The organism is Yersinia sp. KBS0713, from assembly GCF_005937895.2.
Classification (GTDB): Bacteria; Pseudomonadota; Gammaproteobacteria; order Enterobacterales; family Enterobacteriaceae; genus Yersinia; species Yersinia bercovieri.
The window spans coordinates 886,963-913,581 of sequence record NZ_CP042173.1 but is presented as its reverse complement, the minus strand read 5'-3'; the positions used below and the strand labels follow the sequence as shown (position 1 = coordinate 913,581).

Sequence of the window (26,619 nt, the reverse complement as noted above, 5' to 3'; positions counted from 1 at the left end):
AGTGTTATGAAAATTCGTACCTCTATGATTGCACTGAGCCTGACAGCCCTGCTTAGCGGCTGCCAAAATATGAACACTGATGGCTTAATGCAGTCTGGCGCGCAGGCATTTCAGGCCGCAACCCTAAGCGATGCTGATGTGAAAACTCTTAGTGAAAAATCTTGCGCAGAGATGGATCAAAAGGCCCAAATAGCGCCAGCGGATAGCACTTACGGTAAACGTCTGGCGAAAATCTCGGCTGCATTGGGTGATAATATCAATGGTACGCCAGCCAACTATAAGGTTTACGTGACGAAAGATGTCAATGCCTGGGCGATGGCTAACGGCTGTATTCGCGTCTACAGCGGCTTAATGGACATGATGACCGACAATGAAGTGGAGGGTGTTCTCGGCCATGAAATGGGCCATGTGGCATTGGGCCACACCCGCAAAGCCATGCAAGTGGCCTACGGCACCACCGCCCTGCGCACTGCGGCAGCATCCGCCGGTGGCATTGCCGGCCAACTCTCCCAATCTCAGTTAGTTGATATTGGCGAGAAGCTGGTTAGCGCCCAGTTCTCACAAAAGCAAGAGAGTGAAGCTGATGATTACTCATTCGATTTGCTGAAAAAGCGGGGTATCGATCCTAATGGTTTGGTCACCAGCTTCGAAAAACTGGCGACCATGGAAGCGGGCCGCACCAGCAGCATGTTTGATGACCATCCATCCTCGCAAGCGCGCGCCGATCATATCCGCCAGCGTATTGCGACCGAGAAGTAAATCAGGCCAACTTATCAATACAAAACGCCCGTGATGATACGGGCGTCATTGTGGATACTGCCCCAATTGATAGCGGCTGAAGCTAGCTCCCCTCTCCCAGAGAGACCTCAATCTGATCGCCATTGATTCGCACGGGATAGATAGTTAAGTCCCGATCACCTGGCTCACGTAAGCATTGCCCGGTTCGGATATCAAACAGCGCGCCATGCAAGGGGCACTCGATGGTCGCGCCATCAACAAACCCCTGACTTAATAGCGCATTCGCATGAGGGCAGATATCTTCCATCGCAAAATATTCGCCATCAACCAGGTAAACACCAATCCTTTTATCATCTGCCTGAGCGGAAAAAGGGGAGTCCTGTTTGACATAATTAACCTTACAGACACTGAACCACCCCATTGAAGCCCCCCGTTGTCCACTGAATCATGATAGAAACCATTAATATCAGTGTGGTTGAGATTTAACTAATTACCAGCGGGTATAACAACAAAAAAGGGCAAACCGAAGTTCGCCCTTAAATCGTGATAGAACAGTGAGTGGTTTACTCGTCTTCGAGGTAAGTATAGCCGTACAGACCGGCTTCAAACTCTTGCATAAACTGAGCTTGCAACTCAGTGTCCAGATCCGTCTCTTTCACTTGATCGCGGAAATGAGCCAGCAACTTCTCTGGGTTCAATTGAACATACTCCAGCATATCGGCCACAGTATCACCTTCATCGGTTTGCTCAACTTCAACTGTGCCATCAGGGAAAACATACACATCAACGGCCGCTGTATCACCGAACAGATTATGCATATTGCCCAGAATTTCCTGATAAGCGCCGACCATAAAGAAGCCCAGCAGCGGTGGATTTTCCGCATCATATGGCGGCATTGGCATGGTGGTTGCCACGCCATCACCATCAATGTAGTGGTCGATGGTGCCATCAGAGTCGCAAGTAATATCCAGCAACACTGCGCGACGCTCCGGTGGCTTATCTAAACCTTCCAATGGCAACACCGGGAACAGTTGATCAATGCCCCATGCATCTGGCATTGATTGGAACAGGGAGAAGTTGACATACAGCTTGTCAGCCATACGCTCTTGCAGCTCATCAATAATGGGCCGATGCGCGCGGTTGCTTGGATCCAACTGCTTTTGGATCTCATTACAAATGCTCAGATACAGCTCTTCAGCCCAAGCGCGTTGTGCCAGTTCCAGCATGCCATGAGCATACTGGGTATGGACATCGTGCAAATCCATCTGGCTATCATGTAGCCACTCACGTAGCGAGCGGCGGTTCTCTGGCTCTTGCATCTCCAGCCAGGTGTCCCACAAGCTTTCTAACGCGCGAGGCGCATCAGCTGCTGGTGGCAGTGGCTCGTTGAACTCATTACGCTCTACGCCGATAACATTGGAGACCAGCACCGTGTGATGCGCAGTGACGGCACGACCAGACTCCGTGATGACAGTAGGATGCGGCAGACCATGCTCATTACAAGCATCACCGATACCCCAGATAACGTTATTGGCATATTCATTCAAGCCATAGTTAACCGAGCAATCAGATTGAGAGCGCGTCCCTTCGTAATCCACACCCAGACCACCACCGACATCGAAGCACTGGATATTGACACCCAGTTTATGCAGCTCCACATAGAATCGCGCGGATTCACGCACGCCAGTGGAGATATCACGAATATTGGACAGCTGAGAACCCAAATGAAAATGCAATAATTGCAGGCTCTCCAGACTGTTGGCTTCACGTAACATATCAACCAGTTGCAACACCTGAGTGGCAGATAAGCCGAATTTAGATTTTTCACCACCACTGGCCTGCCATTTACCGGAGCCTTGTGATGCCAAACGCGCACGGACACCCAAGCGCGGCACCACATTCAGGCGCTCGGCCTCTTCCAGTACCATCTTGATTTCTGACATCTTTTCGATAACCAGATAAACCTTATGGCCCAGTTTTTCACCAATCAACGCCAGACGGATATATTCACGGTCTTTATAGCCATTACAGACAATGACCGAGCGGGTCATACCGGCATGGGCCAGAACCGCCATCATTTCCGCTTTAGAACCGGCCTCCAACCCTAGCGGCTCGCCAGAACTCACTAAGGATTCAATGACCCGACGATGCTGGTTGACCTTAATGGGGTAAACCAGGAAGTAATCGCCTTCATAACCAAAGGATTCTCGCGCACGTTTAAACGCCCCGTTAATTGAGCGCAGGCGGTGTTGCAAAATTTGTGGGAAACAGAATAACGCCGGCAGGCGCTGCCCCTGCTCAAGCTGCATTCCTTTGACCAGTTGTGCCAAGTCGACACGAGCTTCACGAACATCGGGATCAGGGCAAACACTGATATGACCCAACTCATTGACGTCATAATAGTTGCCACCCCAATAGGCGACGTTATAGGTGCTCAGCATCTTGCTGGCATTACGATCATTCATGGCAACCTCCTGCATGGAGCGTAAAGAAACATGTGCGCCCGCAGCTGACGGACGGCCAATCAAGTTATCATCAGACATAATTCGCCTCTATTGCGATACTGACGATAAAGTCAGCCACTATCGCAGCTACAACCGGCAAGGACAACCCGCGTGAATGCCAAATTGGCAGAATAATACGCTGGAAAGCGCCATCCACGAGCGGTTTATCACTCAGCTATTCATTACCCAAAGGGTAAAACAGGTTTAAATGTAAAATACGTTTGACTGTAAATACGTATTGAGATTTTGTGAATCGGATTAGCCGCAAAGTAGTCAGGCTAGCCGGATTCAGTGTTTCAGGCGGTGGTTAACCTGCCCGCGAATCCTGAGTCGCACCCATGTGGGTGTAACATCGGGTTGATGGTGTACAAGAAAGGAAGGTTGCAAGGGGGGATTGAACGTCAGAACGACGCAGCTGTTGATGTGCAGCAACCAGTAGACAACGGATCATTAATCCAACCACCTCCACGCAGGCCGTTCACCATGAACGGACAAGACTTTATTAATAGACAATTTAGGTAACAGTTTGATGACGCTGCCATTGAAGTGCCCACCTACCATTAAGCGCTCATCAATATTGAGCGCCCTCAGCGAGGGTAAAACACTAAAAATCGAGCAATGAGCTAATGTCATCTTCTGCCATCTTCATCATTGCGTATCAAATAAGCTGCGCGCGCAGTTTATACCGATAACGCAAGTAAAATGCAAAATGAAAATGATCTGTAACTGTATCAAGCGGTAAATAAACTGAAGGGCAACCGAAATAAGAAATATCTTGATGTAAAAAGCGCTGGCATTAAGGATAAAATCTGGCCTAAAATAGACGTCTAGATGTTAATACATCCATAGACTTAAATTGCTATAATTCCCGTTACGTTATCAACGCTAACGGTTTCTCAATTGATAGACTGCTAAAGGCTTTGCCTAAAGGGGCGTGATTCGGAGCAAAATCGCAAAAAGTCAGCGCAAACGCGGCTTTATGCTGTTGGGCTCACACGCTATGCAGTGACATTTCACTTGTATTCAAGGTAAAGAAGATAATGGCTAAACACTTATTTACGTCGGAATCGGTCTCTGAAGGGCACCCGGACAAAATTGCTGATCAGATTTCAGACGCCGTCCTCGACGCAATTCTTGAGCAAGACCCCAAAGCACGTGTTGCCTGCGAGACCTATGTCAAAACGGGTATGGTATTGGTTGGCGGTGAAGTCACCACTAACGCATGGGTAGATATCGAAGAGATCACCCGTCGTACAGTACGCGAAATCGGTTATGTCAATTCTGAGATGGGTTTTGACGCTAACTCCTGTGCCGTTTTAAGCGCAATCGGTAAGCAATCTCCTGATATTAATCAAGGTGTTGACCGTGCAGATCCACTGGAACAAGGCGCGGGTGACCAGGGCCTGATGTTTGGCTATGCCACTAACGAAACTAGTGTCTTGATGCCAGCCCCCATTACCTATGCTCACCGTTTGGTTGAGCGCCAGGCAGCGGTGCGTAAAAATGGCACCTTGCCATGGCTGCGCCCAGATGCAAAAAGCCAGGTGACCTTCCAGTATGACGATGGCAAAATTGTTGGTATTGATGCGGTAGTACTATCAACTCAGCATTCAGAAGATATCCGTCTGACAGACTTACAAGAAGCGGTGATGGAAGAGATCATCAAACCGGTTCTGCCTGCCGAGTGGCTCACTGCAAGCACCAAATATCATATCAACCCGACGGGTCGTTTTGTTATCGGTGGCCCAATGGGTGACTGTGGTTTGACCGGGCGTAAAATCATCGTTGATACCTACGGCGGCATGGCGCGTCATGGTGGCGGTGCATTCTCAGGTAAAGATCCCTCTAAAGTTGACCGCTCAGCAGCTTATGCCGCCCGCTATGTGGCGAAGAATATCGTTGCGGCTGGTCTGGCTGACCGTTGTGAAATTCAGGTCTCCTACGCCATTGGTGTGGCAGAGCCTACCTCCATCATGGTAGAAACATTCGGCACAGGGAAAGTCTCTGAAGAGAGACTCATTACACTGGTACGTGAGTTCTTCGAGCTGCGCCCTTATGGCCTGATCCAAATGCTGGATCTGTTACACCCAATCTATCAAGCTACCGCCGCCTATGGTCACTTTGGTCGCGAAGAGTTCCCTTGGGAAAAAACCGACAAAGCCGCAATATTGCGTGATGCTGCGGGCCTGAAATAAGTTTTAGCCCACCAGAATCGCACGGTAAAAACCCCGCGCTGCGGGGTTTGAGGTTGATGACAAACCTATTTTGTCACTCCGAAACTGGCGGGGCGACTGCACCGATGGGCGCTCCGACGGCTCACGCCGTTACGACCCATTCGGCACATTTCCCCGCTTATCAACTTTGTCAGTAGTCTGAAACCCCGCGCTGCGGGGTTTCTTTTGCCGCCGAGTTATCGCCGATAATCCCCTTCGAGCGAACTGAAGGGGAAATTAGCCCCATCTACTGGCTTGCATCTGGTTATCTGCCGTTTTATTCTTCCGCCATATGAGTGCACTAAGAATCCCCATCGCGTTACAGCAAGCCGTTATGCGCTGTCTACGCGACAAATTGCAGCTGGCGAATCAGCACCTTGGCACCGCTTATCCGGAGCCAAAAATCAATTATTATCAACGTGGTACTAGCGCGGGCAGTGCCTATCTGCAAACCTTCGAAATTCGCCTAAATCCCGTTTTATTGCTGGAAAATCAACAGCCATTTATAGATGAAGTGGTGCCCCATGAACTGGCCCACCTGCTGGTTTATCGCCAGTTTGGCCGAGTGGCCCCCCATGGTAAGGAGTGGCGCTGGATGATGGAGCAAGTGCTGCAAGTTTCGGCCAGCCGTACTCATCAGTTTGAAGTGGCCTCGGTGCGCAGCAAGAGCTTCAATTATCAATGTAAATGCCAGCAGCACGCCTTAACCATTCGCCGCCACAATAAAGTACAGCGCGGAGAGAGTGAGTACCGCTGTCGTCAGTGCGGTGAAAAACTACAATTTATCACGGTAAAAAACTGTTAGAACTTTACGTTACTTGTTATAAAACAGCGCGTTAACTTGCCATCCATAAATAATATCGATAACCTGCCTGCTTTTCATCACCGGGCTGTTTTGAGATATGTTACGCAACTTTCTGTTCCTGCTGGTTTTATCCCCCCCTTTGCTACCCCTGACGGTCTACAGTCAAAGCATCAATAACTTCACTCAGGCCAAAGCGGTCGCCGCGAAAATTAACCAAGATGCGCCCGGCAGTTTTTACTGTGGCTGCAAGATTGACTGGCAAGGTAAAAAAGGACTCCCTGACCTGAAGAGCTGCGGTTATCAAGCCAGAAAAAATGCCCAACGAGCCGCGCGAATTGAGTGGGAACATGTGGTTCCGGCCTGGCAATTTGGTCATCAGCGTCAGTGCTGGCAGCAAGGCGGCCGTAAAAACTGCGCTAAAGATCCGGTCTACCGCCAGATAGAGACAGATTTACATAATCTGCAACCAGCCATTGGCGAAGTGAATGGTGATCGCAATAACTTCATGTATTCCCAATGGAATGGCGGCAACGGTCAATACGGTCAGTGTGAGATGAAAGTTGATTTTAAGAGTAAGGTCGCGGAGCCACCTGCTCGTGCTCGCGGGGCGATCGCGCGGACCTACTTCTATATGAGCGAGCAGTATCAACTGCGACTTTCCAGCCAGCAAAGCAAACTGTTTGCTGTTTGGGATCGCCAATATCCGGTGACAGATTGGGAGTGCTTGCGCGACGAGCGAGTAGCGAAAGTCCAAGGGAATCATAACCCTTATGTACAACGGGCTTGCCAGCAGCGAAAGGGCTAATCTAGTATATTGGTCAATCAATTCGAATCCCGTATGCGCCTCATAAATAGGATTGCGGTATGGGCGATATTTTCGATTGGCTGATGTTTCCCTGCCTCTGGTATCCTTAGGCACTAATTTATTTCGCGCAGCTCAATCAGCCGCGCGGTATGTTTTCGTTTCAGGAGTTAGGGCAACCCATGCGTATACCCCGCATTTATCATCCGCAACCCTTGCAGGCGAATAGCGAACTGGCGCTGAGTGATGAAGCCGCCAATCACGTAGGCCGCGTGCTCCGGATGGCGGAGGGGCAAAGCCTACAACTATTTGATGGCAGCAATCAGGTTTTCGACGCAAAAATCATCCGGGCAGATAAAAAAAGTCTGGTAGTTCGCCTTGCCGAAGGGCAGTTGGAAGACCGCGAATCACCACTGAACCTGCATCTAGGTCAGGTGATTTCCCGTGGCGAAAAAATGGAGTTTACTGTTCAGAAATCCATTGAACTGGGGGTCAATGTCATTACTCCGCTGTTTTCTGAGCGCTGCGGCGTAAAGTTGGATGGTGAGCGTCTGGCGAAAAAAATCCAGCAGTGGCAGAAAATTGCTATCGCCGCCTGCGAGCAGTGCGGGCGCAATACTATTCCTGAAATCCGTGCTGCAATGCAGTTAGCCGATTGGTGCGCAGAGCAAGATGACAGCCTGAAGCTGAATCTGCATCCCCGTGCCAGCAACAGCATTAATACCCTCCCCCCGTCGCTCAATAAAGTGCGATTGTTGATTGGTCCAGAAGGCGGCCTTTCCGCCGATGAAATTACCATGACCTCGCGCCTTGGATTTACTGATATTCTGCTGGGGCCGCGAGTTCTGCGTACCGAAACTACTGCCCTTACCGCAATCACCGCTTTGCAGGTGCGATTTGGCGATCTGGGATAAAATTCGTTCCCATTAGGAGAGAATAATGATCAAGCTCGGCATCGTAATGGACCCCATCACGTCCATTAATATCAAGAAAGACTCCAGCTTCGCCATGCTATTGGAAGCACAGCGCCGTGGTTGGGAACTGCATTACATGGAGATGGGTGACCTCTATATGCGTGGCGGCGATGGCCGCGCCCGCACCCGCCTGCTGAGTGTGAAGCAGGATAAAGACCACTGGTTCAGTTTTGGTGCAGAGCAAGACCTGCCATTGCATGATCTTGATGTCATCCTGATGCGCAAAGATCCCCCCTTTGATACCGAATTCATCTATGCCACCTATATTCTGGAACGTGCGGAAGATAAAGGTACCTTGGTGGTGAATAAGCCGCAGAGCCTGCGCGACTGCAACGAGAAGTTGTTTACCGCCTGGTTCGCTGACTTGACGCCGGACACACTGGTTAGCCGCAGTAAAGATCATATCCGTAAATTCCATCAGGAACACGGTGATATCATCTTGAAACCACTGGATGGCATGGGTGGCACCTCAATTTTTCGCGTGAAGCAAGATGATCCTAACCTGTCAGTTATCATTGAGACACTGACCGAGTTGGGTAGCCGATTCTGCATGGCGCAGAACTTCCTGCCAGCCATTAAAGAGGGTGACAAACGTGTCTTGGTAGTTGACGGCGAACCGGTGCCTTATTGCCTGGCACGTATTCCAGCGCAGGGTGAAACCCGTGGTAATCTGGCCGCAGGTGGTCGTGGCGAAGCTCGTCCACTCAGTGAGAGTGATTGGAAGATTGCCCGTGCAGTCGCCCCAGTATTGAAGCAAAAAGGCTTAATTTTTGTCGGCTTGGATATTATCGGCGATCGCCTGACTGAGATTAACGTCACCAGCCCAACCTGCATATGTGAAATTGAAGCCGCCTTCCCGGATGTATCGATTACCGGTATGTTGATGGATGCAATTGAAGTTCGGTTGGCGAATAAGTAAGCCGGATACCCCGCCCATAAACCTGGAGTCGCAGCCAACACCCCTGCGGCTTCAAGGGCGAAGGATACCCCCCAAAGCCATTGGCGTTGCAGGTAGGCGGCAAGGGAGCGAATCCCGATGAGCTTACTCCAGTAAGTGATTCGGGTAAGTGAGCGCAGCCAACACCCCTGCGGCTTCAAGGGCGAAGGGGGTCGTGACTTTATCATCATTTATCCGCATACTGACACCAATTCACCCCTTAACTCAGCGAATCCTCTATATAACATAATGAATTTACAGCATCATTTTCTTATCGCTATGCCGTCACTTCAGGACCCTCAATTTATGCGCTCGGTTATCTATATTTGTGAGCATAACGAAGAGGGAGCCATGGGTTTGGTGATTAATCGGCCGATGGAACAGTTCACGGTAGAAACTGTGCTTAAAAAACTGAAAATCAGCCCTTCACCACGCGATCCTGCTATACGTCTGGATAAACCGGTATTAGCTGGTGGGCCGCTGGCAGAAGATCGCGGATTTATTCTGCATTCGCCACAGGAAGGTTTCGGTTCCAGTATCCCAATTTCACCCGATACCATGATAACCACCTCCAAAGATGTGTTGGAGACCTTTGGCACACCAGAGCAGCCTAAAAATCTACTGGTGGCACTCGGTTATGCGGGCTGGCAACAGGGGCAGCTAGAGCAGGAGTTGCTGGATAACACGTGGCTGACTATTGAGGCGGATACCGAGATCCTGTTCCACACCCCGATTGCTGAGCGCTGGCAAGCGGCTGCCAACAAGTTGGGTATCAATATTTTTAATATTGCCCCGCAAGCAGGACATGCTTAATGGCTAATCGCACTATTGTCGCCTTTGATTTTGGCACCAAAAGTATCGGCGTAGCTATTGGTCAGGAAGTCACCGGTACCGCCAGAGCACTGACCTCATTTAAAGCTCAGGACGGCACACCGGACTGGCAGAAGGTCGAAAAGCTGCTGAAAGAGTGGCAACCTGATTTGGTGGTGGTCGGGTTACCGCTAAATATGGATGGCACCGAACAGCCACTGACCGCTCGTGCGCGTCGGTTCGCCAACCGCCTACATGGCCGCTTTGGTGTACAAATAGCCTTACAGGATGAACGCCTCAGCACTGTCGAGGCGCGCGCCAATTTGTTTGACAGTGGCGGCTATCGCGCACTGGACAAAGGCAGTGTCGACGCCGCTTCTGCGGTCATTATTCTAGAAAGTTGGTTTGATGAACAGCCTGGCTAAATAAGCTATTTTTATTTGCCAAAGGCTGTTCTTACCGGCTGTTTCCATGTTCTGATTGGGTGATCCACGCATATCATGGCACCTGCGCCCACGGAATTGTATACTCTCTTTATGCCAATCAGCGGCTCAAAATATTGCACACCCCACGCGGGTGTTTTTTACATTTATTGAGGTTTTCTCATGACAAAAGTAACTGTTGCTGCGACTCAAATGGCCTGTTCTTGGGACCTGCCTAAGAACATTGAAAATGCCGAGAAACTGGTACGTCAGGCACACGCCAAGGGCGCACAGATAATCCTGATTCAGGAACTGTTTGCCGCGCCTTATTTCTGTATTGATCAAAGCCCAGAACACTATGCACTGGCCCAAGAGCTGGATAATAGTCCATTGATCAAACACTTTTCTAAGCTGGCAGCCGAACTGCAAGTGGTATTGCCACTGAGTTTCTTTGAGAAAGCCAATAATGCCTATTACAACTCGCTGGTCATGATTGATGCTGATGGCGCTGTTTTGGATGTGTACCGTAAAACTCACATTCCAAATGGCCCGGCCTATCAGGAAAAACAGTTCTTTATCCCAGGCGACACCGGTTTTAAAGTCTGGCAGACCCGCTATGCCAAAGTCGGTGTGGGCATTTGCTGGGATCAGTGGTTCCCAGAAACCGCCCGTAGTCTGGCACTGCTTGGCGCAGAAATTATCTTCTACCCAACGGCCATCGGTTCTGAACCGGCTTACCCTGAAATCGATAGTCAGCCACACTGGACCCGTGTCCAGCAAGGTCATGCTGCCGCGAATCTGGTGCCAGTGATTGCTTCTAACCGCATCGGCACTGAGAAGAGTAAGTTTATTGATGGCCTGGAAATGACCTTCTACGGCTCTTCCTTTATTGCAGACCAAACCGGTGCCCTGCTGGCTCAGGCGAACAAAACTGATGAGGCCATTTTGCTGCATGAGTTTGATTTGCAGGAGATAGCAGCACAGCGCGCGTCATGGGGCTTGTTCCGCGATCGCCGCCCGGAAATGTATCAGGCATTAGCTACTTCTGACGGCAAGACCCGGAGATAATTTATGTCTGCACAAGACACGATTGTACAAAGCGCGGTTTTACCAAACCCTGCCTCACAAGCACTATCCGGTACGCCACAACAGGATGGCTTCTTTATGCCTGCCGAATGGGCGAAGCAAGATGCCGTCTGGATGCTGTGGCCCTATCGCCAGGATAACTGGCGCGGTAAAGGTATCCCTGCTCAGCAGACATTTGCCAAAGTGGCCGAAGCCATCAGCCGCACTACGCCGGTATTTATGGGCGTACCTGCTGAGTTTATGGCGCAGGCTAAAGCCACCATGCCGGCCAGTGTCACCTTGGTAGAAATGGCCAGCGATGATGCCTGGATTCGTGATACCGGCCCGACCATGGTTATCAACGGTGCTGGTGAGCGCCGGGCTGTTGACTGGCAGTTCAACGCTTGGGGCGGCCTTAACGGCGGCTTGTATAGCGACTGGCAGCAAGATGAAAAAGTTGCCGCTCAGGTGAGTGACTTCCTGAAGAATGCTCATTACCGCGCTCCGTTGGTGCTAGAAGGTGGCTCCATTCATACCGATGGCGAAGGTACTTTGCTGACCACTGCTGAATGCTTGCTAAACCCAAACCGCAATCCACATCTGAATCAGGCGCAGATTGAGCAGTTGTTGCGTGAATATCTTGGCGTCACACATTTCATCTGGTTGCAGGACGGCGTTTATAACGATGAGACTGATGGTCACATCGACAATATGTGCTGCTTTGTCCGCCCCGGTGAAGTCGCCCTGCATTGGACCGACGATCAACAGGATCCGCAGTACGCACGTTCTGTTGCTGCTTTTGATGTGCTATCTAATGCCGTCGATGCCAAAGGTCGTAAGCTGAAAATCTGGAAGTTACCCGCTCCTGGCCCGCTGTATAACACCGAAGAAGAGACTTTCGATGTGCTGTCCAGCGATGCCGTGCCACGCACCGCTGGCGAGCGACTTGCTGGCTCTTACGTCAACTTCCTGATCAGTAACCAGCAGATTATTTATCCTCTGCTAGATAGCCGCACTGACGGGTTGGCACAGGATCTATTGCAGCAGATGTTCCCTGACTACGCGATTGTCGGTGTTCCTGCCCGCGAGATCCTGCTAGGGGGGGGCAATATTCACTGTATTACCCAGCAGATCCCCGCAGCCTAGGTTCCCCTTCGTACTCGGAGCCGCTACTGTGTTAGCGGCTCTCTTTACTCTGCCCATCAGTGGCCAGGTATTCAGTTCTCATTCGCCAAAGTTCCCTCTTGCTGTCGCTGCGCGATACTCTGCTCAAAGGTCTGCATTCCCCATTGTCCGCCGGACTGTATTACTGTCGGTAGCTGGTAGGTTTTACCTTCGCGTATCAAATGACTGCCCGCGGTGGTCTGCGTCAGTATTTCAAACACTGCAATACGCCCACCCCCACTTTTTTGACACAGCTTTTGCGCGATAACAGCCCGCAAGCTAGCCGCTAGCTGCGCCTGGATAACGGTTTTCTCTGCCGCCGGGAAAACATCCACCAGCCGATCTATTGCCTGAGTGGCGGTGCGAGTATGCAGTGTCGCCAATACCAGATGCCCGGTCTCAGCGGCCGTCAGCGCTAACCTGATCGTCTCCTGATCCCGTAACTCCCCCAGCAGGATGATATCGGGATCTTGTCGTAGGGCTGCACTCAAGGCGCTGCCAAAAGAGTGGGTATGACTGCCCAACTCCCGCTGCTGGATCAAGCATGATTGGCTGGTATGAATAAACTCGATCGGATCTTCAAGTGTGATGATATGGCGAGCCTGCTGCTGATTAATGGCACTGATCATTGCACTCAATGTAGTGGATTTACCGCTACCTGTGGCACCAGTCACCAGAATCAATCCATTCTCTTGCTCAATAAGTTGGCTAATGATGTCTGGGGCGTCTAATTCAGCCAGTGACGGACAGAGCGTAGAGATAATACGAAAAGCAATTGATTGCCCCTGCCGTTGCTGAAAAATATTAGCGCGTAACCTTTGGCCCGCCACTGTGGTGTAGGCGCAATCCACCTGCCCTGTGTGTTGCAAGCGCCTTTGCTGCGTCTCACTCAATAAGTGCTGACTTAACCCATTGAGCCAACCAGCATTAACTCGTGGCCAGTGAGTAAAGGTTTTCAATTCACCATCAATGCGTAATACCGGGTGATAACCAGTACAAAGGTGCAGATCTGACGCATTATGATTTACACTAGCCACCACCTTATTAGCGAAATCCTGTTCGTCGAAACCATCATTGGTAGGTTCGGGATTTTCTAAATCAATGCATCTGGCGGCTATACCGTTAGATGCCGGGTTATCCGGCTCTGAGTTTTTATCATCCAGACTGGTGAAATCCATATCAAACTCCTGGGTCCATATGAGCACAATTGAGCAGAATCTACAGGATGTCAGAGCGCGGATCGCAACTGTTTCACGTAGTTGCGCACGCTCTCCAGAAGAAGTTACCTTGCTTGCAGTGAGTAAAACCAAACCTGTGACCGCTATCGAAGAAGCTATTGCCGCTGGGCAATATGCCTTTGGTGAAAACTATGTGCAGGAAGGGGTGGATAAAATCCACTATTTCGCGAATAAGCCCTATAACCATCCTCTTGAATGGCACTTTATTGGCCCGCTGCAATCCAATAAAAGCCGCTTAGTGGCAGAAAATTTCGCCTGGTGCCATACAGTTGATCGGCTAAAAATAGCACAGCGCTTGAGTGCCCAGCGCCCAGCAGAGCTGCCCGCACTAAACGTCCTGATTCAGGTCAATATCAGTGATGAGCAGAGCAAATCAGGAATTACTTTAGCGGAATTGCCGGCGTTGGCAGCCAATATTAGCGAACTACCTAATTTGCATTTACGCGGGCTGATGGCCATTCCGGCCCCTGAAGCTGATTATCAGCGACAACTGGCGGTATTTGAGCAAATGAATCAGGCTTTCTTGACTTTAAAAGCCCAGTATCCTCAGATGGATACGCTTTCTATGGGTATGACAGATGATATGCCCGCAGCTATTGCTGCCGGCAGTACATTAGTGCGTATTGGCACCGCCATTTTTGGTGCCCGCGCGTAAACACCCAGAGTACCAGTGAGCACAGCTACCGCTGCGGCTCCAAGTACGAAACAGGTTACCCAAAGTTATTGGAGTTGCAGCAAGGCAACAAGCGAATGAGTCCCGATGAGCTTACATCAGTAAGTGATTCGGGTGAGTGAGCGCAGTTAACACCGCTGCGGCTCCAAGTACGAAACAGGTTACCCAAAGTTATTGGAGTTGCAGCAAGGCAACAAGCGAATGAGTCCCGATGAGCTTACATCAGTAAGTGATTCGGGTGAGTGAGCGCAGTTAACACCGCTGCGGCTCCAAGTACGAAACAGGTTACCCAAAGTTATTGGAGTTGCAGCAAGGCAACAAGCGAATGAGTCCCGATGAGCTTACATCAGTAAGTGATTCGGGTGAGTGAGCGCAGTTAACACCGCTGCGGCTCCAAGTACGAAGGGTATAGGAGAATTCAATGCAACATCGCCACATTACATTCATTGGCGCGGGCAATATGGCTCGCGCGATTATCGCAGGTTTGGTTGCCGGTGGTTATCCCGCAAAAAAAATCAGCGTCTGTGCGCCTTCAGGTAAGAATCGTGACGCTCTGGCCGCTGAGTTTGGTGTTATCAGTAGCGATGATAATATCGCCGAGGCACAGAGGGCCGACGTGGTTATCTTGGCGGTTAAGCCGCAGTTAATGGCCGATGTATGTCAGCCGTTGCAGGAAAATGTCGACTTCACCGATAAACTGGTACTTTCCATTGCTGCTGGTGTTCTGGTTTCGCGCTTTTATGCATTATTGGGCGATAGACTCAATCTGGTGCGTATTATGCCCAATACCCCATCACTGATTGGGAAAGGGATGAGCGGCTTATATGCTCCAGAACAGGTTTCGCAGGGTGATCGAGATTTCACTACCGCACTAATGAGTTCAGTGGGTAGAGTTTGTTGGGTAGATGATGAAAATGGCATCAATAGCGTGATTGCCGCTGCGGGTAGTGCACCCGCCTATTTTTTCCTATTTATGGAAGCGATGCAGCAAGAAGCTGAGCGGTTAGGTTTTGACAGTGAAACCGCCCGTCTGCTGGTACAACAAGCCGCTTCTGGCGCCACTGCGCTGGTGGAAGCCAACCCGCAACTACCTATCTCAACACTGCGTCAGCAAGTGACGTCTAAAGGTGGGACCACAGCAGAAGCCATTCGGGTATTTAGTGAGCAACACTTGGCTGAAACCGTCGCCGCTGCTATGCAAGCAGCTATTTCGCGAGCGAAAGAGATGGAAAAGCTGTTCTAACGACGACAATATTTACAAAAACCGACACTGGCTCTGACACTTTCTCGTTAAGATAGGGGCCGGTAATGTACGCGAATATCTAATATTAAGGACGAAAGCAACTCATGCTAACGCTGACTTTTCTGGCCAAAACGGTCATTGACCTGTATGTGATGGTACTGCTGTTGCGCATCTGGATGCAGTGGGTTCACAGCGATTTCTACAATCCGTTTTCACAATTTGTGGTGAAAATAACCCAGCCAATAGTGGGGCCGCTGCGCCGGATTATCCCGTCGCTAGGGCCAATCGATAGCGCGTCATTGCTGTTAGCGTACTTGTTGATGACCATTAAGTTCCCACTGCTATTGCTGATTGGCAGCGGCTCGATATCCCTCAGCCCTTATAATTTACTGTTTGGGGTTATTGCCCTGTTTAAAGCCGCGGGTTATCTGATTTTCTGGATCATGATTATTCGCGCGCTAATGAGCTGGGTCAGTCAGGGCCGCAGCCCGATGGATTATCTGCTTTATCAGCTAACAGAGCCTTTAATGGCACCAATTCGTCGCATCTTACCCGCCATGGGCGGTATCGATTTCTCAGCGATGGTGGTTATCCTTATTCTGTATCTGATCAATTTCTTAGGTATGGATATGTTGGGCGAGCTTTGGGTTATGCTGTGAGTGCAGCAACATCCTTGCTGGACGGGCTGGTGCTCAGGCTATATATTCAGCCGAAAGCCAGCCGTGATCAGATAGTCGGTTTACATGGCGATGAATTGAAAGTCGCCATTACTGCCCCGCCCGTTGATGGGCAAGCCAATGCCCACTTAATCAAATTTATCGCTAAACAGTTCCGGGTAGCGAAAAGTCAGGTGATTATCGAAAAGGGCGAGTTGGGGCGACATAAGCAGATTAAAATCGTCAATCCGCAACAGATACCGCCAGAAGTTGCGGTACTGCTCGAGTGATACTTCCCCGTCAGGCCATTAAGTCTCAGCCAAGTAGTATCAGCTAAAAATTCAGGATTCATTCATGCAAAAAATAGTATTAGCTACCGGCAACCCCGGAAAAGTGCGTGAGCTGGCAAGTCTGCTCGCTGATTTCGGCTTAGATGTCGTCGCACAAACCGATCTGGGTGTTGAGTCTGTCGAAGAAACTGGCTTAACTTTTATTGAAAATGCCATATTAAAAGCGCGCCATGCCGCACAGACAACCGGTTTGCCAGCCATCGCCGATGACTCAGGTTTAGCTGTTGATGCTTTGGGTGGTGCGCCGGGAATTTACTCCGCACGTTTTGCGGGGGCAGATGCCAGTGATCAACAGAACCTCGATAAGCTGCTGGTAACACTGAAAAATATTCCCGACGAACAGCGCAGTGCTCAATTCCATTGCGTACTGGTTTATATGCGCCATGGTGATGATCCAACGCCGCTGGTGTTTCACGGTCAATGGCCTGGCGTGATTGCCCGTCAGCCTGCGGGTAGTGCCGGATTTGGCTATGACCCTATTTTCTATGTCCCTGAACTGGGCAAAACCGCAGCAGAATTGACCCGCGAAGAGAAACATGCGGTATCTCATCGTGGTCAAGCCCTGAAAATGATGTTGGATGCACTGCGCAATGCTTAAATTACCTCCGCTCAGCCTCTACATTCATATTCCCTGGTGTGTGCAGAAGTGTCCTTACTGCGACTTTAACTCCCATGCGCTGAAAGGCGATGTACCCCATCAGGAGTATGTAGAGCACTTATTGGCGGATCTTGATGTAGACGCGCCGCTGGTCAGTGGCCGTGAAATCAGCACTATCTTTATTGGCGGTGGCACCCCAAGTTTGCTCAGTGCCGAGGCAATGCAACAGTTGCTCGATGGTGTCCGCGCCAGATTGCCCGTAGCATTTGATGCTGAAATTACCATGGAAGCTAACCCCGGTGCAGTCGAAGCTGATCGCTTCAGCGGTTATCAACGCGCCGGTATCAATCGCATCTCTATTGGGGTGCAAAGTTTTAGCGCAGAGAAGTTGACGCGCCTTGGGCGAATCCATGGGCCAGAGGAGGCTAAACGTGCCGCAGAGCTGGCAACCTCATTGGAGTTGCGCAGCTTTAATCTGGATTTGATGCATGGCCTACCCGACCAGACATTAGAGCAGGCACTGAGCGACTTGCGCCAGGCGATTGCACTGAATCCGCCTCACCTCTCTTGGTATCAACTGACTATCGAGCCGAATACCGGTTTCAGTTCACGCCCGCCAATTCTGCCAGACGATGATGCACTGTGGGATATTTTCCAACAAGGCCATCAGCTGCTCAGTGCTGCTGGGTATCAGCAGTACGAAACCTCGGCCTATGCCAAACCGGGCTATCAATGCCAACACAACCTTAACTACTGGCGCTTTGGCGATTATTTGGGCATTGGTTGTGGTGCGCACGGTAAAATAACCTTCAGCGATGGGCGAATTTTACGCACGATAAAGACCAAGCATCCCCGTGGTTTTATGCAGGGTAAATACCTGGATAAGAGATATGAAGTGGAAACCGCCGATCGGCCTTTTGAGTTCTTTATGAACCGGTTCCGCCTGCTAGAAGCTGCGCCACGCGCGGATTTCTACCACTTTACTGGTTTGGCTGAAAGCACCATCCGCCCGCAATTGGATGAGGCATTAGCAAAAGAGTATTTAATTGAAACCGAGGAGTACTGGCAGATAACCGAGAAAGGAAAACTATTCCTTAACTCACTGTTAGAGCTATTTTTATAACGCTAATGGATAGAAAACAGGTTCAGATGGCATCCCCAGTCTGAACCTGCAAAATCTGAAGCAAGATATTAATTCAAAGCGTTGAGTAGATCTTTACGCTGCTGCTCCAATGCCGTCACCCGCCCACAGACTTCATGGCCAAATTGCTGGAAATCCTGCTCCTGGCTGTTCCACTCATTCTGAATGGCCTGCTGTAGCCCGCCCAAATTGCCCATAATGGCCTGCAACGGATTATTACCCGCGCCGCTGGTCGCTTGCTTGACCCCCATCTCGTTCAGGCTATCTTGCAATACGCCGCCCATACTTTGTTGCACCAGTTGCCGGCCATCTTTCTCAACTTGATCAATAGCCTGGTGATGGAAGGTTAAACCATCACTGCGCTTTTCAATGATACGGCTCATCTGCTGCTTTAGTTGATCATTAAGCGTGGTCAGGCGGTTACGCACATTGCTGTTGCTGCCCAGCTCTTTAACAATCACTTTATCTAACGAGACTCGTGCTTTCTCCAGACGTTGTTGCGCCCCCTGATCTATCCAAGGCAAATCTTTACGCAATGCAGTCTGATAGCGAAATGCCTGTTGGCGCTGTGCATCTGTTAGCGTCAATGTTTTGCCATTACGAATAACATCACCGTCGGGTGAAATCTGCAAATTGCCGCTAGCCCCCACTATCTGGACAGATTGCGGCCTGATAATTACATCATCCTGTGGCTTTACGCTGCACTGGTATTCAGCCTGCGCCTGCCAGGTGGTCAGCATTAATAGTGCCAAACCTGCGGTTCGTAATGCTTTCATTTTATGTAACATAAGACTCCTGAAAAACGGTTTAAAAAATGGAGCGACCAATCCGCTGTGCCAGTAGCTCTAAGGCAGCGGTTCCGGCGAGAGAGTTCCCTGCGCTATCTAATTCAGGTGACCAAACAGCAATACAGAGTTCATCTGGCACAATGGCGATGATGCCACCACCCACCCCAGATTTTCCTGGCATACCTACGCGAAAGGCAAATTCACCTGCTCCATCATACATGCCACTAGTAATCATCAGGGCGTTGATTTGCCGCGCCTGCATCGGCGTAATCAATGGATCATGTCCACCTATGCTGCGCCCCTGATTCGCCAGATAGACAAAGCAGCGGGCCAGCTCGGTACAACTCAAGCGCATGGCGCAGTAGTGAAAATAGGTCTGAAGTACCGTCAGCACATCATTTTCGAAATTGCCGAAAGATTTCATCAAATAGGCGATGGCGGCATTACGATCTGAATGCTCAAACTCCGAGCGAGCGACTCGAGAATCATAGCTGATGCTATCATCACTCACCAGTTGACGTACCACCTCCAACATCCGCTGTTTCGGTGCACTCAGGCGGCTTTGCAGCATATCGCACACCACCAGCGCCCCCGGATTAATAAAAGGATTGCGCGGTTTACCCTTTTCTAACTCTAGCTGAACCAGTGAGTTGAATGGCTGACCGGATGGCTCTTTGCCAACTCGCTGCCATACCTCCTGCTCACCATAACGGGATAATGCCAGCGTCAAGCTTAATACTTTCGAAATCGATTGAATTGAGAATCGCTCATTGGCATCTCCGGCCTGAAATATCTTGCCATCAACGGTACAGACGGCAATACCGAGTTTGTCAGCTGAGACTTTAGCCAACGCGGGAATATAGTCAGCAACTTTTCCCTGACCAATCAGCGGGTGAACTTGCTGCAATATATCCGCTAGCAGAGCATTATCTAAAACTGTCGCTTTCTCAAAAACCTTTGCCAACACGATGCTCCCAATAAAACCCCGATAACAGCTTCTGCTAATCGCAACTGATAAAAACAAAGGCGCCTGCTTAGGCGTATTACAACCCCTAAAGGAACGGGGGTTGTAGCTATAAAACAACCACTTAGCGTATCTATATAGTCCTAACTAGCACTAACTAGACCTACTTCATGGACACTTTATGGACACTCCCGCAATAGGATTTAGCGTTACAGCATCTTGTAAAAAGTCCGGTGCAAAATGCGCATAGGTCATAGTTTGCTGTATTGTCGCATGCCCTAAAATGCGTTGAAGCGTAATGATGTTACCGCCATTCATCATGAAATGCGTGGCAAATGTATGCCTTAACACATGCACCGCTTGACCATGTGGTAAATCAGGTTTTATTTCTTTCAGAACATTGCGGACAGTCGTATAGCTTGGCGAGAACAGTGCACCAGATTGCCCATGCGTCACATAGGCTTTCAGTTCGCTAGAAATTGGCACTGTTCGCTGTTTCCCGTTTTTGGTTTTCATGAAACTAACCTTATTGCCTATAATATGCTGGCATTTAATGTTAGCTATTTCACTCCAACGGCCACCGGTTGCCAGGCACATCATAACAACTTTACGGTTATCCCCATTCAGGCGCTCAAGAAGATTGATCATCTCATCATCAGATAAAAAAGCCATATCAGATTCAGCCTCTTGAAATCTTTTAATCCCATCGAATGGATTTGAACAATGATATTCATCAGCCTTAATGAGTTTTGTGAACATGCCTCTTAAGATGTAATGGAGTTTATTCACACTAGACGGTTTCAAGTTAGTACCTAGCAGATATACCCGGTAATCAATAATGGCTTTCTTTGTTAGCTGATCTGCGCGAGTTACACCCAAATCACCTAAGTCCCGAATAACCGCATTTAATCGCTCTTTTTGTTTCTTGCCTGTCTCATGGTTCTTGCCGTGGTATATCCACCACAAATCCAGTAACTCAGTGAGCTTTCGCCGGTCGGCTGGCTTCTCTAGCCACTCTTTATTATGAAAATTAACCAAGGTGTGACGTTCAAAAATCTGTGCTTCGCCCTTGGTATTAAACTTACGCCGGATTCGCTTTCCCTCGGAACCCTGCGGCCTTACATCCACTTCATAACGACCATCATCGAGCTTCTTAATCGACATAAGATAGCCCTCCGATGAATACTTCATCTTGGAATATTATTTCAAAAATATAGGTTTTATAAACACTTAACCAATCTCTTTCCCTAAGTGGGTAGAGATTGTTCCGTACTGCCCATCAGGGGAGAGGGCCGGAGCGATCTGTCCGGCTCCGGGGTTTATCTCATCGAACATAAACCAGTCTCTATATTTCCTAAATCTTGGGTGTTTGAATAGCTTGGTACCAGCTTCAAATGACATTTTCATTTTATCCAACTCATAATTCGCATAACTACCGTAAGGTATTCCAACTAAATCAGTTAGTTCCCTACGATTTAGTCTTTCTGATTCTCTTATCAGTTTGAGTTTCTCACCTTGCGTACTTGACATATAGTTTCTGTATCCGCTAATCTTTCAATGAAACAAAAACCCAAATCACAGTTAACTAGTCCTATGTAGTGCTAGATAGTGATTCAGGAACCAACACGGAGAATAGCAAATGTCAGAAGTCGCTCAAACTCTTGGATCTGAAAGTTTGCTGAAAAATGAAGACACCCCAACCAAAAGAACGATTAGGCTGTCGGAAAAACCCGCCAATCTTCTCTCGAAAGAGGGCTTCGCTTTATATATAGGCAAGACAGTAGACGCTGTGGTTTCGATGGCGAAAGCTGGCAAGCTTCCCGCGTTCTACATGGCTGACCCATCTAAGCCCGGCGGCAACGCTGAATTGTGGATTAGCCGGTCGGAGTGGGATAAATACGCTGAACAATTAGTTGAAGATGCTCCATCAGCTTGGCATGGATGGAAAGACCGCATCAGCGCTAGCAAGCCAGGAAAGGGGCGTAAAGATAAAGTAGGGGCGGCAGCATGATGAACCTTGCCATTTCAGCAACAAAGCGCCTGTTCGAAGAAACATTCAACCCGATTTTTGCCGTGGTTAAAGTCAGCGAACATACCAGCGTTTACCGTGGATTCTCTATTACCCGCCTGAAACGTAACAAAATAAACCCAATTACTCGCTATCAGGTGAGCCAGGGCGATCACTCTTACGGCAAGTTTGATGCTCAGGCACAAGCAACGGCTTACGTTGATCAACTGCACCAGATGAGGAATGCGTCATGACTCAAATCTCACAGTGCCCATCCCTTGCCGCATTATTGGTGAACGGCCAGCAAGTCACGCATTACCATCACCAACGCGGCTGGTTAGAAACCCCAGACGGTCGATATTTCCAACCGAAAGCTAGCGAAGTGCAGTTTATCCCAGGACTAAGAACACCTTATATGGCGAAACCCAGAGCGCCACGTCGCTGGTTTGCCCGCCTTATGGGGATATTCGCTTAACTTATCTTTGCCGGAGGTGTTGCTATGCAAAAGTCTGCAAGAGCAATTGAACTCACAGCGGAGCAAATAAAAACCGGCCTTATTCAGACAGCTAATGTCCGGCTAATGCTTAACAAGGCATTAAGGAGAACGAATAGAGTTGCCGCATTTTTATCAGGTGTGTCATTTCGCCACAGAGGATTGATCTACTTCACTGCTGGACTGCACCGGGATAAGCATAAATTGAAGTTTCACGAATTAGATAAATCAGACCGATTAGGGGTGATTAAGGCCATGAGAGAATTATCCGAGTTGACGGCCTCATTTCCTAAAGAACTGCCCGATGCTGACGCTGTAATCAATCAAGACCCGTAATTAATTACCAGAAAGCCACAGGCGTTTTATATCGCGCCGGGACTCTTATTGTCTGAAAACAAGGAATAGCAAAATGATGAATCGCAGACTTGCCGCAACATCCACTTCAACTGAAGCCATGCACCAATATTTAAATAGCGCACGAATGGAGGAACGAAAAGCCTTTGCGCTTAATTTGTCAGAAAAGTTAACGGCCCTTTCAGATCATATTTCCCAACGTGACCTTAACAGCATTGAAGCTATTGAATTAATTCGCCAAGTTGCTGACAACCTCAAAGCCATTTCTGAGGGCCAACACTGATGCCTGATTTAATCGATCTCGTCCAAGAACGGCAAGAGATGGTATTAGCCGCTCAGATCGCCAATGCTCGCAGTAAGCCAGCCGCCCCCTCTACTTTTATCTGTGAATCCTGCGAGGCTGCAATTCCAGAGCAACGGCGTATCAGTGTGCCGGGGGTAATTTATTGTGTGACTTGCCAGCAAATCCATGAAGAGAAAAAGAAACACTATCGGGGTGCTTTATGAATCGCTCCCCATTGAAATGGGCCGGTTCAAAGGCTCGTATCATGCCAACCTTGCGCCAACACTTACCAACAGGTAAACGGCTGGTAGAGCCGTTCGCGGGTTCTTGTTCAGTGATGTTAAATACTGATTATGATGAATATCTGATAACGGATATCAATGATGATCTGATTAACTTCTATGAAGTCGCCAAAAGAGAGACGAGCGACTTAATCAATGTGGCTTCCGCACTGTTTCTTACGGCTAACTCCCCCGAACAGTATTATATTTTCCGCAAAATATTTAATGCGCGAAACCGCGATGATATATCCAGAGCGGCAATCTTCCTTTATCTAAATCGTCACTGCTTTAATGGTATTTGTCGCTATAACCAACAAGGGCAATTTAACGTCCCCTATGGCAAATACAAAGCACCCTACTTTCCCGAAGCTGAGATCCGCTTCTTTGCTGAAAAAGCCAAGAAAGTGACCTTCTTATGTTGCGATTTTACCGAAGCGCTAGATATGGCTGTTGCAGGCGATGTGATTTATTGCGATCCACCTTATATCCCAGTCTCCAGCACCGCTGACTTTACCAAATACCACACCGATGGTTTCAGCGCTGATCAACAATTTCGGTTAGCCCGATTATTGGCAAGGGCCGCTGAAAATGGTTGTCATGTTGTTGCGTCTAATAGCGATACTCCTATCGCCCGTGATCTTTATAGCCGTTTCACTCTTCACTCTATTACGGCTCCGCGCTCTATCAGTTGTAAGGCGGACGGCCGAAAAAGTACCGGGGAAATCATCGCGACTCTTAGGCGCAATGAATGACCAACCATTCACGCGGTCGCAGTACCCCAAACCCGCCTAAACCTTACCCCGGTAACTCTGAAACGTTTACCGGGGCTTACTCGTGGAATGCGCCTCGACCATCTATTGCGACCGCTGCCGGTGAGAAACCAATCAGCGAGGATTTATTCAGACGCTTTGCTCAAACCAATGAACCCATTCCCCGTGCGCGGCGTGTTATGCGCCGTCTTGAATCACTGCCTCACTATATCCGCCGCTACTACACTTCACGGGTGGAGAACATTAAACAAAACAGTGGAGCCAAACGAGCCAATAGCTACTTAATCAACTCAATCGAAAAGTACCTATTGCCGCGTGTGGACTGCGTAACAGAGCAATATCAGATTGATATTCGATCCCATGTGTTACTCCCGTTCTACGATGATTTTCGCCGTATTCCTTACTACGGCAAGCGCGAGATCAAAAGGCTGGCCTATCGCCTATCAGATTGTATGACTGGCGAATTTATCCGCGAATATGATCATCAAATGGGTTTACCTGATGGTGATATTGAAACCGCGATTGTATCCGGTTATGGCTATATCGGTTTTTTAACTCGTCAGCTAAATACCAGCGCACCGGGCTGGGGATTATACGAAAGCCAAACGATGACAGCGGACGAAGCATTGCGCGCCACTGCCCGTATTGAGTCCCCTTCATGGTGGTTACGCCGTCTGAAGCATATCCATGATCAGTGGCGTGAACACCTGATGATTGCGGCGGGTTATGTTCACGCCAAATCAGCGCCCTATTGCAGTGATCCCACCCTCAAAGAATGGCAAGCACAGAAGAAGTCTAACCGTGAATTCCTTCAGGCGTTTGAGCTTGAAGATGAAGACGGGAACCGAATTTCACTGGTTGATAAATACGATGGCAGTATTGCCAATCCCGCGATCCGCCGCTGCGAATTAATGACCAGAATGCGCGGTTTTGAGGATATCGCGGAACAAGAGAATTTAGCCGGTGATTTCTACACGTTAACCGCGCCGTCGAAATTCCATTCCATGCACAACAGTGGCAAACGTAATCACAAATGGCGTGGTGCCAGCCCACGGCAGACGCAGAAGTATTTATGTCGCATCTGGTCACAGGTTCGTGCCGCGTGGAAACGTGCCGATATCCGGGTATTTGGTTTCCGTGTGGCAGAACCCCACCATGACGAAACACCCCACTGGCATATGCTGCTGTTTATGCTGCCTACTGACATCGAACTGGCTCGCGATATTTTTTGCACCTATGCCCGCTGGGAAGACTCGGAAGAGCTGCAATCACAAGATGCACTTAAAGCCCGTTTCCATGTCGTACCCATTGATAAAGAACTGGGTAGCGCCACCGGCTACATTGCCAAATATATATCAAAGAATATCGACGGTTATGCGCTTGATGATGAGCTGGACGACGAAAGCGGTAAACCCCTAAAGGAAACCGCCAAGCGAGTCAGTGCATGGGCGTCCCGTTGGCGTATTCGCCAGTTTCAGCAAATAGGTGGTGCTCCGGTCACGGTATACCGTGAATTACGCCGTCTGCGTGATAAGGAGCTGCGTCTATTCCCAGAGATATCACCGGCACAGGTTGCCGCTGACGAGGGCAACTGGGCGGGTTACACCCTCGCACAAGGCGGCCCGTTAGTTGCCCGTAAAGATTTGCGTGTAAGGCTCAATTACGACATCACCGAGAACGGCAATGATTACGGGGATAACGTCAGCCGGATCACTGGCGTCTTTGCCCCCGAATCAGGTTCTAATTCAATTATCTATACCCGCACCACCACTTACAAAATTGTCCCTAAAATCAAAGCAGACGCGGATTTTTCTGTTGACGTTCAGGGTGGCCCGCCGCCCCTTGGAGTTCTGTCAATAACTGTACGCGGTAGCGATCCTCAACCGGAAAAATCGGTTGAAAGCACCCCGCCAGCCGCAGAATTTAGTTATCCAAAACTGCCAAAGAACGCCACAGCCAAGCAGATAAAACGCTATCACCAGCAAACCAGCCAGCTTTTTGAGGATATGGGGCGTAAAGAACGGCGAGAACTGGCCGAACGTATCCGCAATGATGGGGATAAGGGTAAGACAGTCTCAGATAATCGCGAGGTGAAAAAAGCAGAGATAGCGGCTCAGTATCAGCCTGTCGGTGAGTTAGCAGGTCAGGTGCTCAGTTTCCTGCGAAAAATCGGCATAGAGCCGGAAGCATGGGAATTGCGGGCGTTGGTGATGGGGGGTAAGGTGGATTTTGGGGGTGAAATGAGATTTTTCATGTGTGAAAATGGGCATTTAAATAGCATAATCAACCCACGTAGAATATAATAAGCAACCATATTATTTGCTAAAAATCAGTGAATATAAACA

The 26,619-nt window shown here is 49.3% G+C and carries 31 protein-coding genes; 24 read left to right on the top strand and 7 right to left on the bottom strand.

Annotated elements, in window-relative coordinates:
* Positions 1-6: 6 nt before the first annotated feature.
* Positions 7-759 (top strand): M48 family metallopeptidase, encoded by a 753-nt coding sequence (locus tag FFE93_RS04250; RefSeq protein WP_138774841.1) that lies wholly within the window; start codon positions 7-9, stop codon positions 757-759.
* A gap of 82 nt (positions 760-841) precedes the next feature.
* Here the strand turns inward: FFE93_RS04250 and FFE93_RS04245 are convergent, their stop codons facing one another.
* Both FFE93_RS04245 and speA read right to left on the bottom strand, forming a co-directional pair.
* Positions 842-1,159 (bottom strand): non-heme iron oxygenase ferredoxin subunit, encoded by a 318-nt coding sequence (locus FFE93_RS04245; protein ID WP_005277804.1) that lies wholly within the window; start codon positions 1,157-1,159, stop codon positions 842-844.
* 142 nt (positions 1,160-1,301) lie between these two features.
* Positions 1,302-3,281 carry a biosynthetic arginine decarboxylase gene (speA, locus tag FFE93_RS04240; protein WP_005277802.1) on the bottom strand — a complete coding sequence of 660 codons (1,980 nt, stop codon included), beginning with the start codon at positions 3,279-3,281 and terminating at the stop codon, positions 1,302-1,304.
* Positions 3,282-4,282: 1,001 nt separating this feature from the next.
* On the opposite strand from speA, the gene metK reads away from it, so the two are divergent.
* From metK to aguA, 9 genes are all read left to right on the top strand, one after another.
* Positions 4,283-5,437, top strand: a complete 1,155-nt coding sequence (metK, locus tag FFE93_RS04235; RefSeq protein WP_005277800.1) for a methionine adenosyltransferase — start codon at positions 4,283-4,285, stop codon at positions 5,435-5,437.
* Positions 5,438-5,747: 310 nt separating this feature from the next.
* Positions 5,748-6,260 (top strand): SprT family zinc-dependent metalloprotease, encoded by a 513-nt coding sequence (locus FFE93_RS04225; RefSeq protein WP_138774840.1) that lies wholly within the window; start codon positions 5,748-5,750, stop codon positions 6,258-6,260.
* Positions 6,261-6,357: 97 nt separating this feature from the next.
* Positions 6,358-7,065, top strand: coding sequence for a deoxyribonuclease I (endA, locus tag FFE93_RS04220; protein WP_138774839.1), 708 nt, complete (start codon positions 6,358-6,360; stop codon positions 7,063-7,065).
* A gap of 179 nt (positions 7,066-7,244) precedes the next feature.
* A complete protein-coding gene (gene rsmE, locus FFE93_RS04215) occupies positions 7,245-7,976 on the top strand; it encodes a 16S rRNA (uracil(1498)-N(3))-methyltransferase (protein ID WP_032898617.1) in 732 nt (243 codons plus the stop codon).
* A 25-nt stretch (positions 7,977-8,001) separates the two neighbouring features.
* On the top strand, positions 8,002-8,955 hold the full coding sequence (gene gshB, locus FFE93_RS04210; protein WP_138774838.1) for a glutathione synthase: 954 nt from the start codon (positions 8,002-8,004) through the stop codon (positions 8,953-8,955).
* Positions 8,956-9,222: 267 nt separating this feature from the next.
* Complete coding sequence (locus FFE93_RS04205) at positions 9,223-9,786, top strand: YqgE/AlgH family protein (protein WP_005279788.1); 564 nt, start codon at positions 9,223-9,225, stop codon at positions 9,784-9,786.
* Entirely contained in the window at positions 9,786-10,208 is a 423-nt protein-coding gene (gene ruvX / locus FFE93_RS04200) for a Holliday junction resolvase RuvX (protein WP_032899144.1), read from the top strand. The genes FFE93_RS04205 and ruvX overlap by 1 nt, the downstream gene beginning before the upstream one ends.
* A 180-nt stretch (positions 10,209-10,388) precedes the next feature.
* Positions 10,389-11,273 carry an N-carbamoylputrescine amidase gene (aguB, locus tag FFE93_RS04195; protein WP_032899142.1) on the top strand — a complete coding sequence of 295 codons (885 nt, stop codon included), beginning with the start codon at positions 10,389-10,391 and terminating at the stop codon, positions 11,271-11,273.
* Between the two features lie 3 nt (positions 11,274-11,276).
* Entirely contained in the window at positions 11,277-12,416 is a 1,140-nt protein-coding gene (gene aguA / locus FFE93_RS04190; protein ID WP_138774837.1) for an agmatine deiminase, read from the top strand.
* A 71-nt stretch (positions 12,417-12,487) separates the two neighbouring features.
* On the opposite strand, the gene FFE93_RS04185 is transcribed toward aguA, so the two are convergent.
* Positions 12,488-13,612 (bottom strand): type IV pilus twitching motility protein PilT, encoded by a 1,125-nt coding sequence (locus FFE93_RS04185; RefSeq protein WP_005279783.1) that lies wholly within the window; start codon positions 13,610-13,612, stop codon positions 12,488-12,490.
* A 19-nt stretch (positions 13,613-13,631) separates the two neighbouring features.
* Between FFE93_RS04185 and FFE93_RS04180 the strand changes: the two genes are divergently transcribed.
* The 6 genes from FFE93_RS04180 to hemW all read left to right on the top strand — a co-directional run bounded on the left by FFE93_RS04180 (position 13,632) and on the right by hemW (position 18,315).
* Positions 13,632-14,327, top strand: a complete 696-nt coding sequence (locus FFE93_RS04180) for a YggS family pyridoxal phosphate-dependent enzyme (protein WP_032899140.1) — start codon at positions 13,632-13,634, stop codon at positions 14,325-14,327.
* 439 nt (positions 14,328-14,766) lie between these two features.
* Positions 14,767-15,588 carry a pyrroline-5-carboxylate reductase gene (gene proC / locus FFE93_RS04175; protein ID WP_049602996.1) on the top strand — a complete coding sequence of 274 codons (822 nt, stop codon included), beginning with the start codon at positions 14,767-14,769 and terminating at the stop codon, positions 15,586-15,588.
* A 104-nt stretch (positions 15,589-15,692) separates the two neighbouring features.
* The gene (locus FFE93_RS04170) at positions 15,693-16,247 is read left to right on the top strand and encodes a YggT family protein (RefSeq protein WP_005279463.1); all 555 of its coding nucleotides are present in this window, start codon (positions 15,693-15,695) and stop codon (positions 16,245-16,247) included.
* Positions 16,244-16,534 (top strand): DUF167 family protein YggU, encoded by a 291-nt coding sequence (yggU, locus tag FFE93_RS04165; protein ID WP_032815286.1) that lies wholly within the window; start codon positions 16,244-16,246, stop codon positions 16,532-16,534. Before FFE93_RS04170 ends, yggU begins: the two co-directional genes overlap by 4 nt.
* Before the next feature lie 64 nt (positions 16,535-16,598).
* Complete coding sequence (locus FFE93_RS04160; RefSeq protein WP_057647797.1) at positions 16,599-17,192, top strand: XTP/dITP diphosphatase; 594 nt, start codon at positions 16,599-16,601, stop codon at positions 17,190-17,192.
* Positions 17,185-18,315, top strand: a complete 1,131-nt coding sequence (gene hemW / locus FFE93_RS04155; RefSeq protein ID WP_057647799.1) for a radical SAM family heme chaperone HemW — start codon at positions 17,185-17,187, stop codon at positions 18,313-18,315. Before FFE93_RS04160 ends, hemW begins: the two co-directional genes overlap by 8 nt.
* 68 nt (positions 18,316-18,383) lie before the next feature.
* Here hemW and FFE93_RS04150 read toward each other — a convergent pair whose 3' ends face one another.
* The 4 genes from FFE93_RS04150 to FFE93_RS04135 all read right to left on the bottom strand — a co-directional run bounded on the left by FFE93_RS04150 (position 18,384) and on the right by FFE93_RS04135 (position 21,615).
* Complete coding sequence (locus tag FFE93_RS04150; protein WP_138774836.1) at positions 18,384-19,121, bottom strand: DUF2884 domain-containing protein; 738 nt, start codon at positions 19,119-19,121, stop codon at positions 18,384-18,386.
* A 19-nt stretch (positions 19,122-19,140) separates the two neighbouring features.
* Positions 19,141-20,100 carry a glutaminase B gene (gene glsB, locus FFE93_RS04145; protein WP_138775203.1) on the bottom strand — a complete coding sequence of 320 codons (960 nt, stop codon included), beginning with the start codon at positions 20,098-20,100 and terminating at the stop codon, positions 19,141-19,143.
* A gap of 153 nt (positions 20,101-20,253) precedes the next feature.
* The gene (locus FFE93_RS04140) at positions 20,254-21,249 is read right to left on the bottom strand and encodes a tyrosine-type recombinase/integrase (protein ID WP_049602997.1); all 996 of its coding nucleotides are present in this window, start codon (positions 21,247-21,249) and stop codon (positions 20,254-20,256) included.
* Positions 21,250-21,315: 66 nt separating this feature from the next.
* On the bottom strand, positions 21,316-21,615 hold the full coding sequence (locus FFE93_RS04135) for a helix-turn-helix domain-containing protein (protein ID WP_049602998.1): 300 nt from the start codon (positions 21,613-21,615) through the stop codon (positions 21,316-21,318).
* A gap of 109 nt (positions 21,616-21,724) precedes the next feature.
* Here FFE93_RS04135 and FFE93_RS04130 point away from each other — a divergent pair, with 109 nt between their 5' ends.
* The 8 genes from FFE93_RS04130 to FFE93_RS04095 all read left to right on the top strand — a co-directional run bounded on the left by FFE93_RS04130 (position 21,725) and on the right by FFE93_RS04095 (position 26,577).
* Positions 21,725-22,096, top strand: a complete 372-nt coding sequence (locus FFE93_RS04130; RefSeq protein ID WP_049602999.1) for a Cox family DNA-binding protein — start codon at positions 21,725-21,727, stop codon at positions 22,094-22,096.
* Positions 22,093-22,347 carry a hypothetical protein gene (locus FFE93_RS04125; protein WP_315850381.1) on the top strand — a complete coding sequence of 85 codons (255 nt, stop codon included), beginning with the start codon at positions 22,093-22,095 and terminating at the stop codon, positions 22,345-22,347. The genes FFE93_RS04130 and FFE93_RS04125 overlap by 4 nt, the downstream gene beginning before the upstream one ends.
* Entirely contained in the window at positions 22,344-22,568 is a 225-nt protein-coding gene (locus FFE93_RS04120) for a phage filamentation protein Fil family protein (protein ID WP_049603000.1), read from the top strand. Before FFE93_RS04125 ends, FFE93_RS04120 begins: the two co-directional genes overlap by 4 nt.
* 24 nt (positions 22,569-22,592) lie before the next feature.
* Positions 22,593-22,922, top strand: a complete 330-nt coding sequence (locus FFE93_RS04115; RefSeq protein ID WP_049603001.1) for a DUF5347 family protein — start codon at positions 22,593-22,595, stop codon at positions 22,920-22,922.
* 73 nt (positions 22,923-22,995) lie between these two features.
* Positions 22,996-23,223, top strand: a complete 228-nt coding sequence (locus tag FFE93_RS04110) for a DUF2732 family protein (RefSeq protein WP_138774835.1) — start codon at positions 22,996-22,998, stop codon at positions 23,221-23,223.
* Positions 23,223-23,447: a TraR/DksA family transcriptional regulator gene (locus tag FFE93_RS04105; RefSeq protein ID WP_138774834.1), complete on the top strand. Its 225-nt coding sequence runs from the start codon at positions 23,223-23,225 to the stop codon at positions 23,445-23,447. Before FFE93_RS04110 ends, FFE93_RS04105 begins: the two co-directional genes overlap by 1 nt.
* A complete protein-coding gene (locus tag FFE93_RS04100; protein ID WP_138774833.1) occupies positions 23,444-24,256 on the top strand; it encodes a Dam family site-specific DNA-(adenine-N6)-methyltransferase in 813 nt (270 codons plus the stop codon). Before FFE93_RS04105 ends, FFE93_RS04100 begins: the two co-directional genes overlap by 4 nt.
* On the top strand, positions 24,253-26,577 hold the full coding sequence (locus FFE93_RS04095; RefSeq protein WP_186367695.1) for a replication endonuclease: 2,325 nt from the start codon (positions 24,253-24,255) through the stop codon (positions 26,575-26,577). Before FFE93_RS04100 ends, FFE93_RS04095 begins: the two co-directional genes overlap by 4 nt.
* Positions 26,578-26,619 lie beyond the last annotated feature (42 nt).

Bases quoted from the DNA above. Each gene is read 5' to 3' on its own strand.
- FFE93_RS04250 (WP_138774841.1), top strand. From the start codon at position 7: ATGAAAATTCGTACCTCTATGATTGCACTGAGCCTGACAGCCCTGCTT.
- FFE93_RS04245 (WP_005277804.1), bottom strand. From the start codon at position 1,159: ATGGGGTGGTTCAGTGTCTGTAAGGTTAATTATGTCAAACAGGACTCC.
- speA (WP_005277802.1), bottom strand. From the start codon at position 3,281: ATGTCTGATGATAACTTGATTGGCCGTCCGTCAGCTGCGGGCGCACAT.
- metK (WP_005277800.1), top strand. From the start codon at position 4,283: ATGGCTAAACACTTATTTACGTCGGAATCGGTCTCTGAAGGGCACCCG.
- FFE93_RS04225 (WP_138774840.1), top strand. From the start codon at position 5,748: ATGAGTGCACTAAGAATCCCCATCGCGTTACAGCAAGCCGTTATGCGC.
- endA (WP_138774839.1), top strand. From the start codon at position 6,358: ATGTTACGCAACTTTCTGTTCCTGCTGGTTTTATCCCCCCCTTTGCTA.
- rsmE (WP_032898617.1), top strand. From the start codon at position 7,245: ATGCGTATACCCCGCATTTATCATCCGCAACCCTTGCAGGCGAATAGC.
- gshB (WP_138774838.1), top strand. From the start codon at position 8,002: ATGATCAAGCTCGGCATCGTAATGGACCCCATCACGTCCATTAATATC.
- FFE93_RS04205 (WP_005279788.1), top strand. From the start codon at position 9,223: ATGAATTTACAGCATCATTTTCTTATCGCTATGCCGTCACTTCAGGAC.
- ruvX (WP_032899144.1), top strand. From the start codon at position 9,786: ATGGCTAATCGCACTATTGTCGCCTTTGATTTTGGCACCAAAAGTATC.
- aguB (WP_032899142.1), top strand. From the start codon at position 10,389: ATGACAAAAGTAACTGTTGCTGCGACTCAAATGGCCTGTTCTTGGGAC.
- aguA (WP_138774837.1), top strand. From the start codon at position 11,277: ATGTCTGCACAAGACACGATTGTACAAAGCGCGGTTTTACCAAACCCT.
- FFE93_RS04185 (WP_005279783.1), bottom strand. From the start codon at position 13,612: ATGGATTTCACCAGTCTGGATGATAAAAACTCAGAGCCGGATAACCCG.
- FFE93_RS04180 (WP_032899140.1), top strand. From the start codon at position 13,632: ATGAGCACAATTGAGCAGAATCTACAGGATGTCAGAGCGCGGATCGCA.
- proC (WP_049602996.1), top strand. From the start codon at position 14,767: ATGCAACATCGCCACATTACATTCATTGGCGCGGGCAATATGGCTCGC.
- FFE93_RS04170 (WP_005279463.1), top strand. From the start codon at position 15,693: ATGCTAACGCTGACTTTTCTGGCCAAAACGGTCATTGACCTGTATGTG.
- FFE93_RS04160 (WP_057647797.1), top strand. From the start codon at position 16,599: ATGCAAAAAATAGTATTAGCTACCGGCAACCCCGGAAAAGTGCGTGAG.
- hemW (WP_057647799.1), top strand. From the start codon at position 17,185: ATGCTTAAATTACCTCCGCTCAGCCTCTACATTCATATTCCCTGGTGT.
- FFE93_RS04150 (WP_138774836.1), bottom strand. From the start codon at position 19,121: ATGTTACATAAAATGAAAGCATTACGAACCGCAGGTTTGGCACTATTA.
- FFE93_RS04140 (WP_049602997.1), bottom strand. From the start codon at position 21,249: ATGTCGATTAAGAAGCTCGATGATGGTCGTTATGAAGTGGATGTAAGG.
- FFE93_RS04135 (WP_049602998.1), bottom strand. From the start codon at position 21,615: ATGTCAAGTACGCAAGGTGAGAAACTCAAACTGATAAGAGAATCAGAA.
- FFE93_RS04130 (WP_049602999.1), top strand. From the start codon at position 21,725: ATGTCAGAAGTCGCTCAAACTCTTGGATCTGAAAGTTTGCTGAAAAAT.
- FFE93_RS04125 (WP_315850381.1), top strand. From the start codon at position 22,093: ATGATGAACCTTGCCATTTCAGCAACAAAGCGCCTGTTCGAAGAAACA.
- FFE93_RS04120 (WP_049603000.1), top strand. From the start codon at position 22,344: ATGACTCAAATCTCACAGTGCCCATCCCTTGCCGCATTATTGGTGAAC.
- FFE93_RS04115 (WP_049603001.1), top strand. From the start codon at position 22,593: ATGCAAAAGTCTGCAAGAGCAATTGAACTCACAGCGGAGCAAATAAAA.
- FFE93_RS04110 (WP_138774835.1), top strand. From the start codon at position 22,996: ATGATGAATCGCAGACTTGCCGCAACATCCACTTCAACTGAAGCCATG.
- FFE93_RS04105 (WP_138774834.1), top strand. From the start codon at position 23,223: ATGCCTGATTTAATCGATCTCGTCCAAGAACGGCAAGAGATGGTATTA.
- FFE93_RS04100 (WP_138774833.1), top strand. From the start codon at position 23,444: ATGAATCGCTCCCCATTGAAATGGGCCGGTTCAAAGGCTCGTATCATG.
- FFE93_RS04095 (WP_186367695.1), top strand. From the start codon at position 24,253: ATGACCAACCATTCACGCGGTCGCAGTACCCCAAACCCGCCTAAACCT.